The 12,459-nt window shown below is 34.8% G+C and carries 18 protein-coding genes; 7 read left to right on the forward strand and 11 right to left on the reverse strand.

Going from position 1 to position 12,459, the window contains the following annotated elements:
- Positions 1 to 61: 61 nt before the first annotated feature.
- The 7 genes from F9U64_RS15970 to comGA are packed head-to-tail and all read right to left on the reverse strand — an operon-like array spanning position 62 to position 3,953.
- A complete protein-coding gene (locus F9U64_RS15970) occupies positions 62 to 466 on the reverse strand; it encodes a hypothetical protein (protein WP_153405879.1) in 405 nt (134 codons plus the stop codon).
- Positions 441 to 890, reverse strand: coding sequence for a competence type IV pilus minor pilin ComGF (locus tag F9U64_RS15975; RefSeq protein ID WP_194287412.1), 450 nt, complete (start codon positions 888 to 890; stop codon positions 441 to 443). The genes F9U64_RS15970 and F9U64_RS15975 overlap by 26 nt, the downstream gene beginning before the upstream one ends.
- Positions 847 to 1,200 carry a hypothetical protein gene (locus F9U64_RS22655; RefSeq protein ID WP_228275760.1) on the reverse strand — a complete coding sequence of 118 codons (354 nt, stop codon included), beginning with the start codon at positions 1,198 to 1,200 and terminating at the stop codon, positions 847 to 849. The genes F9U64_RS15975 and F9U64_RS22655 overlap by 44 nt, the downstream gene beginning before the upstream one ends.
- The gene (gene comGD, locus F9U64_RS15980) at positions 1,166 to 1,603 is read right to left on the reverse strand and encodes a competence type IV pilus minor pilin ComGD (protein WP_153405885.1); all 438 of its coding nucleotides are present in this window, start codon (positions 1,601 to 1,603) and stop codon (positions 1,166 to 1,168) included. The genes F9U64_RS22655 and comGD overlap by 35 nt, the downstream gene beginning before the upstream one ends.
- Positions 1,603 to 1,920: a competence type IV pilus major pilin ComGC gene (comGC, locus tag F9U64_RS15985; protein WP_194287409.1), complete on the reverse strand. Its 318-nt coding sequence runs from the start codon at positions 1,918 to 1,920 to the stop codon at positions 1,603 to 1,605. The genes comGD and comGC overlap by 1 nt, the downstream gene beginning before the upstream one ends.
- 16 nt (positions 1,921 to 1,936) lie before the next feature.
- Positions 1,937 to 2,995, reverse strand: a complete 1,059-nt coding sequence (locus tag F9U64_RS15990; protein WP_228275763.1) for a type II secretion system F family protein — start codon at positions 2,993 to 2,995, stop codon at positions 1,937 to 1,939.
- Positions 2,964 to 3,953 (reverse strand): competence type IV pilus ATPase ComGA, encoded by a 990-nt coding sequence (comGA, locus tag F9U64_RS15995; protein ID WP_228275761.1) that lies wholly within the window; start codon positions 3,951 to 3,953, stop codon positions 2,964 to 2,966. Before comGA ends, F9U64_RS15990 begins: the two co-directional genes overlap by 32 nt.
- A gap of 103 nt (positions 3,954 to 4,056) precedes the next feature.
- On the opposite strand from comGA, the gene F9U64_RS16000 reads away from it, so the two are divergent.
- Together F9U64_RS16000 and F9U64_RS16005 are read left to right on the forward strand one after the other, a co-directional pair.
- The gene (locus tag F9U64_RS16000; RefSeq protein ID WP_153405891.1) at positions 4,057 to 4,557 is read left to right on the forward strand and encodes a shikimate kinase; all 501 of its coding nucleotides are present in this window, start codon (positions 4,057 to 4,059) and stop codon (positions 4,555 to 4,557) included.
- A 62-nt stretch (positions 4,558 to 4,619) separates the two neighbouring features.
- On the forward strand, positions 4,620 to 4,811 hold the full coding sequence (locus F9U64_RS16005; RefSeq protein WP_407647336.1) for a YqzE family protein: 192 nt from the start codon (positions 4,620 to 4,622) through the stop codon (positions 4,809 to 4,811).
- Between the two features lie 224 nt (positions 4,812 to 5,035).
- Here the strand turns inward: F9U64_RS16005 and F9U64_RS16010 are convergent, their stop codons facing one another.
- The 3 genes from F9U64_RS16010 to F9U64_RS16020 all read right to left on the reverse strand — a co-directional run bounded on the left by F9U64_RS16010 (position 5,036) and on the right by F9U64_RS16020 (position 7,957).
- Entirely contained in the window at positions 5,036 to 5,833 is a 798-nt protein-coding gene (locus F9U64_RS16010) for a YqhG family protein (RefSeq protein WP_153405896.1), read from the reverse strand.
- Positions 5,830 to 7,461, reverse strand: a complete 1,632-nt coding sequence (locus F9U64_RS16015; protein WP_153405898.1) for a DEAD/DEAH box helicase — start codon at positions 7,459 to 7,461, stop codon at positions 5,830 to 5,832. Before F9U64_RS16015 ends, F9U64_RS16010 begins: the two co-directional genes overlap by 4 nt.
- A 100-nt stretch (positions 7,462 to 7,561) precedes the next feature.
- Complete coding sequence (locus tag F9U64_RS16020) at positions 7,562 to 7,957, reverse strand: rhodanese-like domain-containing protein (RefSeq protein WP_153405900.1); 396 nt, start codon at positions 7,955 to 7,957, stop codon at positions 7,562 to 7,564.
- Positions 7,958 to 8,329: 372 nt separating this feature from the next.
- Here F9U64_RS16020 and mntR point away from each other — a divergent pair, with 372 nt between their 5' ends.
- Together mntR and F9U64_RS16030 are read left to right on the forward strand one after the other, a co-directional pair.
- Positions 8,330 to 8,755, forward strand: coding sequence for a transcriptional regulator MntR (mntR, locus tag F9U64_RS16025; RefSeq protein ID WP_153405902.1), 426 nt, complete (start codon positions 8,330 to 8,332; stop codon positions 8,753 to 8,755).
- Between the two features lie 75 nt (positions 8,756 to 8,830).
- Positions 8,831 to 9,727 carry a patatin-like phospholipase family protein gene (locus tag F9U64_RS16030; RefSeq protein WP_153405904.1) on the forward strand — a complete coding sequence of 299 codons (897 nt, stop codon included), beginning with the start codon at positions 8,831 to 8,833 and terminating at the stop codon, positions 9,725 to 9,727.
- On the opposite strand, the gene F9U64_RS16035 is transcribed toward F9U64_RS16030, so the two are convergent.
- The gene (locus F9U64_RS16035) at positions 9,724 to 10,119 is read right to left on the reverse strand and encodes an SA1362 family protein (RefSeq protein WP_153405906.1); all 396 of its coding nucleotides are present in this window, start codon (positions 10,117 to 10,119) and stop codon (positions 9,724 to 9,726) included. The two genes, F9U64_RS16030 and F9U64_RS16035, sit on opposite strands and share 4 nt — an antisense overlap.
- Positions 10,120 to 10,380: 261 nt before the next feature.
- Between F9U64_RS16035 and F9U64_RS16040 the strand changes: the two genes are divergently transcribed.
- The 3 genes from F9U64_RS16040 to F9U64_RS16050 are packed head-to-tail and all read left to right on the forward strand — an operon-like array spanning position 10,381 to position 12,445.
- A complete protein-coding gene (locus tag F9U64_RS16040) occupies positions 10,381 to 10,872 on the forward strand; it encodes a YqhR family membrane protein (RefSeq protein WP_153405909.1) in 492 nt (163 codons plus the stop codon).
- A 53-nt stretch (positions 10,873 to 10,925) separates the two neighbouring features.
- The gene (aroQ, locus tag F9U64_RS16045) at positions 10,926 to 11,372 is read left to right on the forward strand and encodes a type II 3-dehydroquinate dehydratase (RefSeq protein WP_153405911.1); all 447 of its coding nucleotides are present in this window, start codon (positions 10,926 to 10,928) and stop codon (positions 11,370 to 11,372) included.
- Between the two features lie 2 nt (positions 11,373 to 11,374).
- Positions 11,375 to 12,445 (forward strand): M24 family metallopeptidase, encoded by a 1,071-nt coding sequence (locus F9U64_RS16050; RefSeq protein ID WP_153405913.1) that lies wholly within the window; start codon positions 11,375 to 11,377, stop codon positions 12,443 to 12,445.
- The last annotated feature ends 14 nt before the right edge of the window (positions 12,446 to 12,459 follow it).

Below are 12,459 nucleotides of genomic sequence, written 5' to 3' on the forward strand. Positions count from 1 at the left end.
GTTCCAAACAGCACAAAGAAAGTAATTGGAGATAAACAGACACTATGCACTCTGAAAAGTCTCACTTTATCTTATCCAATTCCTTGTAGATTATTTGCTCATTTTTCACTGGTAATTCTTTTTGGATAAATTTTATTTGATAGGATCCATCATTTGTCGTAATTTCAGTCTTATAGTAGTTTGTATTGTCAATCATACTGTGATGCGTTATCTTTACTTCACCATCAGGGAAAGTAAAATCAGTCTGATCAGGGATGGATTCTAACAGATCAAGCTTGTCATCAGCCATACGATAGAGAGTTTTTAACCGGTATTGTTCCATGTCTGTCATTGCAATTTTCTGGTTTATTTCATAATTCTCTATTTCATGCAATAATAACATAAATATTAATGCAATAATAAATAATACATAAGGGAAGACATAACCACATTCATTTTTTCTATTCAGTTGAGAATTTTTTTTCAAATAATTGCCCACCTTCTGTTTCTACTCTAAGGAGTATTTGATTATTTGCAGTATCCTCTAATGTATATTCTGCAATATTCCTCAGCATTATCTCATGCCCCCTTCCATTCACTTGTCTTCTAACAAGATTTCCATATCTGGAATAAGTGACCTTTTCATTATTTTCATTGATAATTGCTAATTTATTATCATCCCTGAAAAATTGTTGCGAACCAAGCAATTCATCTTCGACAAAGTGAAAAAACTGAAGGGTCTGGAAGGAATGTGAGGAATTTTGCGTTAGAATAACATGAAGAATTTGCATTGAGAAAGCCAGGATAGTCATCGTGATAATAATACTGACTAGTAGAGATATTAATGTAAAACCAGCTTCTTTATTTTTAGTCAGTATAAAGGCAGATTGTTTCAGTCTCCGATTTAACATTTTGCCATCTTGCACATCCTTTCCAATAAGGTGCTGCTTTCTCATAATTCAGAACAACGTCAGCTGAAATCCAGTTGGAATAAGTCGTGCTGTAGGAGATTGACTTGTCAAACAGCACGACAGAATCATAAAGCTTTTGGGTAACAATCATTCTTTCCAGAAGTTTTTGATTTTCTATTTTAAGCTGGTAAAGCAATGGGAAGATAGTAAGACAAATGCTGAACAATAGAAAGGCTGCAAACATTACTTCCAATAAGAAATAACCAGCTTCTTTATCATTTTTCTTCAGAATAACACCTTCCTTTTCCAAAAGAACATGTAATAAAATAAGTCCTGTATTTAGTCTCTATTCTTAATGTTCCAGGATTTTTAAGTGTTCCATTTTTGGAATACTTGATGGGAAGTTTCAATGTGTTTGGCTCAATTACCCATTCATCTGGATAGTCTCTTGTAAAAACAACATTTCCTCTTCCTGATGAACGAATATGATACTTGCTGACAATGGGGTCAAAATTCAGTGTGTAAGCACTTTTTGAAGAAATGTTTAACTGCTGGAGATACAGCAGATCAAGATTAAATTCTTCATAAAACTGCTGAAATTGTTTCCGATCAAGAGATTGCAGTGTAAAGCCTTGTCCAACAATAAACAGGATACCAGCAAGTGATAATACAAGTAAAACTTCAATTAATGTAAAGCCTTTCGCAGAAAACATTACGTTTTTGGCTCCGTTGAAAAAAGTGCTTCCCCATCAGGAGTATAAACAAGTTGCATTGTGCCATTTGCACATTCAGTTGATTTTAGGTAGCCTGCAGATTTTAAATCGTCTGCTGATGTTATGGTACTGTTTCCTTCCAGTTGATATGCTAGTAACTGGTTTTCTGCTAATGCAATCAGGGCATCACAACCTTTCGACTGAATTGATTGATTTTTTTCAGACAGATTGGGGATAAAGAGTATTAACAACAAACTTATTACCGCCAGTACGATAAGCATTTCGATTAAAGTAAAGCCTGATTCCTTTTTTAACATGTTGATTCCTCTTTTCTTATATTGTTTGGATATAATCAAACATTGGCAACATCATGGTTATATAGACGAAGACAATTAACAATGCCAATATTGTTAATAAAATTGGCTGAAGGATTTTTAGCCATTTCTGAAGCAACTCTTCCATCATCGTTAATAAGTGCTCCGAATAGAGCTGCAATTCTTCGGTAAGTTGCTTTGCATTACGATCTTTCTGCATAATGTTTTGTAAATCTTTTTCAAACAATTGAAATATTGGCAATATAGAAGTTGCTTCATATCCTTTGATTAAATGACTGTCAATTATTTCAACATAATGAGTAATAATTGGTTCAATATTGCTTTGGTGCAGGATATGAAAACACTCTTTCATGTTCAGACCTGAGTGGAGAAGGGAAGAAAGGTGTGTAGTGAAAAGAAAAGTCAGCTGCATTTTTTTGTAATTTCTCCAGAGAGGGATTTTACTGTGAAGCTTTATTTTTTGTTTGATCGAAAATCGATGTTTAATTTTTGGGTAAAAGATCGCCAACAGTATGAGAAAACATATGGTCACCAATATGCCGTAATAGAAGGTGTCAACAATAAGAGAGGTTGTTTGAAAAATAGATGCAGTTGAAGTTTCGGCAGTTAATAATGATTGAAATGAAGGAAATATAAAGGTGCGTAATACATACAGAATCAGAATGAAAAATACAAACAGAAGCAGGGGATAGGTGGAAAGCTGTTTAAAACGTTTGATCAAGTCAATTTGCTGTTTCAAAATATAACAGCAATGTTTCACTCCATATGTTATATTGCCGTATTGTGAAGAGATTTCTAAATAATGAACGATATTTGTTTGAAACCGGGCTTTTGCTAATGCTTTAGCCAATGATTGTCCTTCAAAAAATGACATCCTGACACTGTTTACTACTGCGTTTAACTCTTTGTCCCAACTGATCACTTCTATTGCATCATGAAGGTTATAATTTCTTTCTAATAATTGTTTCAAGCGGTACATAAATTTATATTGTTTGCGAATGGAAAGCTTATTGTTTAATTCTAATTTAGTAGCAGCTTTCTTCGCTAATATAGCCATAGGCAAAAGCTTTCCTCCTTAATTTCTGAAAGTCATCTGTAGTGTGTGTCAGTTTTGGTTGAGTTAGTGCACAGGAGAGGGTTTGACCTTCCAAACGTTCAATAATGGCAGCACGTTGTTTGTTGAATTTTTGTAATTTCAATGGCAATAATTCAAGGGAAGCAATTGCAATAAGGTTCTGTTGAAGATCCAGTTTCTTGATTCCCATGTCCAATAGTCTCAGAATCGTTCCATGCGTATCTTTGGCATGAAGTGTTGTTAAGACTAAGTGTCCTGTATATGCTGCATGAAATACAAACTCTGCTGTTGCTTTATCACGTATTTCCCCAACCATAATGATATCTGGGTCATGTCTTAATACTGCTTTCAGGCCAGCTTGATAAGTTAGACCGGAAGATTGGTTGATTTGTACTTGTAAGGCGTTTTCAAGGTTTTTTTCAATAGGATCTTCTAAAGTAATGGTATGGTAATTATACTCGTTAATAAAACTTTTAAGCATGGCATAAAGGGTGGTTGTTTTACCTGAACCAGTAGGACCTGTAAGTAAAATTACACCTGTTTTGTTGTTTAGCCATTTCTTCACTTGCGAAAATTGATTAGGGAATAAAAACAGTTCATGAAGTGATTGAGTACTCTCTTGAGGAAGAATGCGGATGGAAAGGCTCTCTGTATTGTTGGTCGGTAATGTTGAAATTCTTAGTGTGTACAGGAGGTCAGCTTGCTTGTAAGATATGACTCCTTGTTGAGGCAGACGTGATTCACCAATGTCTAACTTGCCAGTATATTTAAAATAAGCAAGAATAAGTTTATACTTAGCTGTGGGAATTTCTTTATAGTGAATCCGTTGCCCTTGAATTCTCAAATGTACTTCAACAAATTCCTGCTGAGGCTGGAAATGGATATCAGAGGCAGATTGATCAATGGCATCCATCACGATATGATAGGCAGGCTCTTTCAATTTAATGTTCACCTCCTTTTTTAAACATGCTACAATTACTAATATTCGACAACTTATGGTAAATTCCTGCAATAAAAATAAAAAAATATGGAGGCAAAATGATATGCGAAGTATATATTTAGTAGGTTTTATGGGAAGTGGGAAGTCCAGTGTAGCAGAGGCTCTTTATGAAAAAACAAAAAAACCGATTTTGGATACAGACCAATTGATTGTGGAGAAATATAATTTAACAATTCCGGAAATATTTGCCCAAAAAGGTGAGCCAGTATTCAGGGAGTATGAAACAAATATATTAAAGTCTACACCAATCGAGGATGCAATTATCGCAACAGGCGGGGGAATAATTGAGAAAGATGAAAACCGAACATGGTTAAAGGAGAATGGCAGAGTGATTTTTCTTCAGACATCATGGGAAGAAATTAGTCTCCGCTTAGTTGATGATCAATCAAGGCCGATTTGGAACAACCAAGCACGTGATAAACAAAAGTTATTGGAAGATCGAACGCCATTCTATCTTGAAGTTGCCGATACAATTGTTTCGACAAATGGAAAAAAAGTTGAAGACATTGTAAAAGAAATATTAGCAGATGAAAATAATTTATAAATGTTGCATAAAAACTGATAGAGTGTCAAATATATTCATAAAAGAGCTTGGTTGAAAAGGATGTGAATATTTTGGCTAATGATGATTATGTAAAATATGTAACACAAAGAATTGTGAAATATATGGATACCCCAAAAAATGAACGCAGGAAAGATCATAAAGAAATAAAGAAGGAAGAACAATTTTATTCAAATCGCTGGTTCGGAGTTTTGCCTTTTGCTTTCAGGCTGTTTTTACAAAAAAGAAAAGGCTGAACCTGATACCTGGTTGGAACTGTGCAGTCTGCTTTGCAGCGGCACAGTTTTCTTTGTGGTAATTAACTTTTTATGGAAGAAGGGAGCCGGAATTCCTCATATGAGTGTGAAAACAGGCATCCCTATTTTAATCATGCCATTCTAAGTGTGCGATGCGTTAAATATGACATTTATTTTTCTTTTATTACAAGTTTTCTCCTATATCCGTGCTTGACTTCCTCGTTTCAGGATAATAATTGATTGATGGATTTTTCACTAATATAGAAGATCCCGGCATTAATTATATTGATATTTATTCTTGGTTCAAATCTTTCTTTTAGACGTACTGCTTCATTATGGAAAAGGTCCTCATCTGCATCCTGATCTTGAAAAAAGTGTCTAAGTAAATTTAATTCTTCTTCTAAAGCTTCTTTTGACTGAATCGCCCATGTATGGTCTTTTTTTAGCAGTTCCTGTTCAGAATACCGGAAGATACGATGAAAACCACTTGAAGGTGTGATTATTGGGGTAATGGTATAACTGTAATCAGAGACCTTTTCCTTAAAGTCTATTTTCTGTAAAATTTCCATCATTTGGTTCAATATCGTTCCATTAATTAAATGAAGACCAAGAGAGTTTACTTCTTCTTTTTTTTGTTTCCCAATATAATCAATTTTTAAATTAACAATCAACCACGGATATAAAGCAGTTTTTTGTTCTGTCTGTATTTCTTCATATAAGACTGTTGTTTTTGCGTGAGTCTGGATGTAATGGAATATTTGCTGGAGTCTTGGGCTGCCGTAATGAATCCACTCTTTCTTGGGATCATTGTGACTTTCTCCTGTGTGGAGGTGTAAGGACATCGGCATTCCCTGCTGTCCAATTTTATCCATATAGTGCCAATAAAAAGGACGATTCATTAAGGCAATGTCTAATTCTCTCGTTAATTGAACGACTAATTCATTTTCTTCAGGCTTTGTTACATGGCAGCCATTATCAGTAAAAAATTGATCCAGAAAGAAGTAGAGGTTGTCTATTCTCATACTGATTCACCAACCTGTTCTTCAGCTAAAGAGTTAATAACAGATGTCAGATTATCCAGTTTTATTTTTGTTTCACCTATTGTCTTTGATTCACTGAAAATTTGACTAATCTCAGATTCTAAGTTCTTCATGTCAAGTTTTGATAATATTTGATCAAGTTGACCGATTACGTTTTCAAATAAGTTAATTTTATTATACAGAAGGTTCATCACATGTTCTTCCATCGTATTCCGAATAGCAAAATTAAAGATCTTTACATCATGTTCCTGCCCGAATCTGTGAATTCTTCCAATTCGTTGTTCTAACCGCATCGGATTCCAGGGTAGATCATAATTCACTAAGTTATGGCAGAATTGGAGGTTAATACCTTCACCTGCTGCTTCCGTTGCGATCATCGCTTGAGCATGATCATGGAATAACTGTCTCATCCAGTCTCTTTTTCCTTTTTTAAAACCACCACGAAAAATGACTGATTTAATCCCTTCTTGCTGCAGGAGCCATTGCAGATAAATTTGTGTTGCTCGATATTCGGTAAAAACAATAAACTTCTCATTGTTTTGGTTTTTAATTAATTCTACTAGCTTTAATGCTTTCGCATGATGTGGCAATTGCTCAATATTCTTTAGCACGTGATGGAGTGTTGTCTCATGGTTATTTAATTCTTTCATTTCCATCCATTTTTTTAATGACAGATAACATGCCTCCCGGGAACTGCAAAATTCACGTTTATAGGTTATGGAGGAAACGACTTGCAGATCTCGGCACCCGTCATCAATTTTCTGGTAGGTGTTCAGCTCTTCTTCCGTAAAATCTACCCAAATGGTGGAGACATGGCGGTCTGTCCATTGTACGCCAGTTTCCTCTCTTCTGTTCCTTATCATCACTTGCTGTATTAATTGCTTTAAATAAGGATCTGTGCTCTGATGCTTTTTATTAAAATTCTCGTATGTTCCCAGATACCCTGGTTTTAATAAACTAATAAGGTTAAAAATATCCGTTAATTTATTTTGAACAGGAGTAGCAGTAAGTAGCAGAAAATATTTTTTTTGCAGAGCCTGAACGAATTGATAATTTTTTGTTTTATGATTTTTCAATTTGTGTGCCTCATCTATAATAACCATATCATATACTTGATTTAAAATAGCTGACCTGTGAGGCTCTCTTTTTGCCAAATCCATTGTGGCAATGATGATATTGGAATGTTCCCAGTTTACTCTTTTACCAGCAGTAACTGCGGGTATATAGAATTTTTGATTTAGTTCCAGTGCCCATTGATTTACGAGGGATGCAGGGGCTAAAATCAGGACTTTCTTAACAACCCCGCGAATAAGATACTCTTTTAAAATCAATCCAGCTTCGATTGTTTTCCCAAGGCCTACTTCATCTGCAAGCAATGCGCGACCACTCATATCTTGTATTACTTTTTCTGCACATTGTACCTGGTGTGGCAGGAATTTCATATGAGGCAGAAAATTCATGGAAACTAGTGTGTGAAAAGAATCAACTTTAAATGTTTCAGCAATTTGATAGGATTGCTGGAACATTTCCCAAGTGGCTAATTGGCTGGGATTATCTATTGTTTCCGTAAAATCTGTTAGGAAGTCTATATCTTTTACGATTGGTAACATTATCTATCAACCACCTTGAGTATAATTTGCATTTTTATAGCTAGTTTATACGAAAATAAAAAAAATAATCAGGATTACCCTGATTATTTATACTTGTAAATCAATAATCTAATTTTTTTGATTTCTTAATTTTACCTGACCATTTTTTGAAACCGCCTTGCAGCTGGTATAATTGGTGATATCCTTTTTTATTTAATGTTAAAGCAGCTCGTGCGGATCGTGAGCCGCTTTGACAATATAAATAGACAGGCTGATCTTTTCTCAGTTCAGTCAATCGTTGATTTAATTGTGTTAATGGTATATTTCGAGCACCTAATATATGACCGCCATCATATTCTTTTGGTTCCCTGACATCGATTAATTGTGCTTTTCTGTATCCATTTCTGAAATCTTCTTCACTTAACGGTTTTAAAATTTTCTTTTGTTTGAAAAACCGGTAAAGTGTAAAAAGGATAAAGGCAATAAGTACCCCAATTAAAATGTATAATTCTGTCATGCTATTTCCCCCATTTTGTATTAAAAAGTTCTACTAAAAGTGCGTGTTAAAAAAGTCGGCAAATAAGAAACAAGAAGATCGAGGCGGTCCAGTGAGAGCATCGGAACGTATGGTTTAAATACGTGAGAAGCAGACTCGCAAACCAACGAAGAGATTCGCCGCTCTTATCATTTGGTGACTTTTTAAACGTCCTCTAAAAAGGATTATACCATTTCTTTGGTCTAAATAAAGTGATAACTATGGATTTCTATTTGATTATTTTGCTAATATCGAAAATAATCAAGTTTACTTGTCTGTATCTGTTTTCTATTGTATGCTACTATTTATGTAGATCGACATATTGACTTGACAATGGTAGGATGGAGGATAATGATGCCAACACCAACAATGGAAGATTATATTGAACAAATTTATTTATTAATTGAAACGAAGGGATATGCCAGAGTTTCTGCTATAGCAGATGCTTTGCAGGTACAGCCTTCCTCTGTGACAAAAATGGTCCAAAAGCTAGACAAAGATGAATACTTAAATTATGAAAAGTACCAGGGGCTTGTCCTGACTCCCAAAGGACAAAAAATTGGAAAACGACTTGTTTACCGTCATGATTTATTAGAACAGTTTTTACGACTGATTGGGGTAGATGAGGAGAATATCTATAAGGATGTGGAAGGGATTGAACACCACTTGAGCTGGAATTCCATTGATCGAATTGGTGATTTAGTCCAATTTCTGGAAGAAGATGAGGATAGATTAAATCATTTAAGACAAATGAAGCGGAGTACTGAACAAAAAGATTAAATTATATCGTTCTATATCAGGCTTTGTGAGTATATATATCTTATATATGAAAAGCCTTGTATAAGGATGATTCAAATGAAAATTGATGGTGTATTTTCAGGTGGGGGTGTAAAAGCATTTGTCTATATTGGTGCTTTACGCGCACTGGAGGAAGAAAATATCTATTTTGAACGGGTTGCTGGTACATCAGCAGGTGCACTTTTCGCTACATTGGTTATTGCTGGATATAAAGCAGAAGAATTAACTGATTTGTTTTTAAATCTCGATATAAAACAATTTCAGGATGAATCAAAAATTAGTACTGTCTTTCCATTCATCAAATGGTTATCTTTATATAAAACGATGGGTTTCTATAAAGGTAAACAATTTGAACGATGGATCGAAGCATTATTAGAGTCGAAAGGGATAAAATCATTTGCTGATCTCCCGTTAGACCGGCTGAAGATCGTCGCTGCAGATATTACACTAAACCGTATCATAGTTTTTCCAGATGACTTAGCGGTTACTTACCATATTAACCCCACTTCTTTTTCGATTAGTAAAGCATTAAGAAGCAGTATATCGATACCGTTTTTCTTTCGACCTTCCAATATTTCCAATCCATTAACAAAAACCAAAAGTATAATAGTAGATGGAATGATTTTGAGCAATTTTCCTTTATGGGTATTCGCCCGGGATGGCAGAGAGGAAAGGCCAATATTAGGGATGCAATTATCCAGTCCTAAGCAGTTTTCCGATCCAGGGACAATAAATAACTCAGTGGATTTACTTAAGGCGATGATTGGGACAATGAGAATAGCAACAGATCAAAGATATATTAATAAGAATATAGCCGATCATATTATTTTCTTCCCTGTAGAAGGGGTGGAGTCAACTGACTTTGATATTTCAAAAGACACAAAATTACAATTAATCGATTATGGCTATGAAAGAATGAAAAAGTATCTTTCTACATGGAAAAACAGAGCTTAAAGGGAAGCTCTGTTTTTTCTTTTTTTATTATTGTTGCCTTCAATTACTCTTAAATGAGGGACTTCTTTTCTTGGTTTATTATTTATTTTTCTTTTATGAATAGGGGTGTTTGTTTTGTCTGATTTAGAGGTAACATTATTATAGCGACTTGTATTAGTTTTGTACTTTTGCTTTGACTGTTTCACTGCTTTACGATATTTCTTCAATTCGTTTGTCGTACGTTTTCTAAGAAAGAAAAAGTACACCAGACCAAAGATAATGGCACCTGTCACCACTGCAATCAACAAATTCATGAGTAAGCTGATTGGGTTTGTGAACATAGAACTAATAATTCCGATAACAGCTAAACCGATTAAACCGTAAACCAGCCAAGTAATAAGATTTCTTGACATTCGTTTTCCTCCTTCCATGTGTGCAACGAACATTGACCTTTGTTACTTAGTTATACCCGAAAATGAAAGGTAATTATACAGGAAAAAGTAAATTTGTCGAAATTTTAGTAAATTGATGAAAATAGAAACCGCTTCATTTGTTGAAACTTTTACTAATTCTTAACACTATTTTAATAAATTTTATTGTCCTTGACCAGTTTTGTTTCCAATTTAGGATGAATTTTATTTATTTTGGTTACTATACTGTAAGAGGTGATAAAGATGAGATATCAAGAAAAAGCGAATGGACCAATTGGTCAAGTAATGATACCAAAAGTGATAAGCATAGGTTTTTTTGGAGGCTTTATTTGGAGCCTTGTTGCAAGCATTACGGCTTTTTTTAATTTTACGACCGTTTCTCCTAAAACGTTTGTATTAAGATCCTGGTTACAAACGAATTGGACAGATCAGTGGTTGGGACAGCTTATCTCTATTCTCGTTTTAAGTGTCCTGTCAATTTTATTGGCATTGCTTTATTATTTTGTATTTAAGAACGTCCAGGGAATCTGGATTGGCATCGTAATTGGTTTTGTTTTATGGTTTATCACATTTTGGTTAATGGACCCAGTTTTCACGAATATCCCGGCATTTTATCTTTTAGACAGTGATACAATTGTCACTACCATTTGTTTATTCATTATATACGGTGTTTTTGTTAGTTACTCCATCTCTTTTGCCTATTCTCAACAGTTGAGTGATGATAATTCTGGGTAATTTATGTTATGATGTATATTGTTGATTATGTGTTCAGTAGGATGGTGTAAAATATGGGGAATATTATGTTATTGAACGGACCCAATCTAAATAGATTAGGCAAACGAGAACCTGACATTTACGGGCATGAAACATTAGAAGATGTTGCCAGAATTGTGAATGAAACACTAAGGCCAGCTAATCATTCTCTTATCGCTAAACAGTCCAATCATGAAGGAGAACTTATAGACTGGATTCACGAAGCGGAAGGTACTGTTGATGGCATCATATTTAATCCAGGTGCGTATACCCACACAAGTATTGCACTGCGAGATGCAATAAGTTCGATAAGCGTTCCTGTCATTGAAGTACATATTTCGAATGTTCATAAAAGAGAAGAATTCCGTCATACCTCATTATTGGCCCCTGTATGTACCGGGCAGATTGTTGGATTAGGAATTCAAGGTTATCAATTGGCGGCAGTTTATTTCAGTTCCCTAAGTTTCAGAGAGGAGAGATAAAATTGGATAGAATTAACCAATTGCGGGACTTGTTAAAGGAAGAGAAAGTGGAAGCAATGCTGATCACTAGTGCTGTTAACAGACGCTATATTACTGGATTTACTGGTACAGCAGGTGCAGCATTAATCACTCCTGACAAGGCATATTTTATTACAGATTTCCGTTATACAGAGCAGGCAAAAGAACAAGTGAAGGATTTCCATATCATTGAACATAAAGAGCCAATTCCGGAAGTTATAAATAATTTACTAAAGGAAAATGACATTCATTCTATAGGATTTGAGAAATCAACTCTAACGTATGAAGGGTATGAACAATACCGATCAAAAATCGATGCAAACTTCGTGCCAGTTGGTGCCATTATCGAGAAAATACGCTTGATTAAAACAGAAGATGAGATTAATATATTAAAGAAAGCATGTAATATCGTTGATCAAACATTTGAACATATATTAAATTATATTAAACCAGGTGTAAAAGAGATTGACGTTGCTAATGAATTAGAATTCTATATGCGAAAGCTAGGTGCACAATCTTCAAGTTTTGACATAATCGTTGCATCAGGGTATCGTTCAGCATTGCCTCACGGTGTCGCTTCTGAAAAAGAAATAAAAGCCGGAGAACTTGTCACAATGGACTTTGGTGCACTTTATCAAGGTTATTGCTCAGATATTACGAGAACGGTAGCAGTTGGTGAGATTTCTGATGAATTACATAATATTTATGATATTGTTCTGGAAGCTCAAAAAAGAGGTGTCGCTGGAATTAAACCTGGGTTAACAGCCAAAGAAGCAGATGCTTTAACAAGAGACTATATCAAAAGCAAAGGATATGGTGAATACTTTGGTCACTCTACTGGCCACGGTTTAGGTCTTGAGGTACATGAAGTCCCAGGACTTTCCTTCCGTTCCGATGAAATATTAAAATCTGGAATGGTTGTAACTGTTGAACCAGGTATCTATGTTCCTGAAACAGGCGGTTGTCGAATTGAGGACGATATAATTATAACAGAAAATGGAAACGAAAGATTAACACATGCACCGAAGGAATTAATTACAATTCCTGTTTCTTAGTTTTCGATCAAAAG

This window comes from Gracilibacillus oryzae (assembly GCF_009498735.1).
In the GTDB taxonomy this organism is placed as follows: Bacteria; Bacillota; Bacilli; order Bacillales; family Amphibacillaceae; genus Gracilibacillus; species Gracilibacillus oryzae.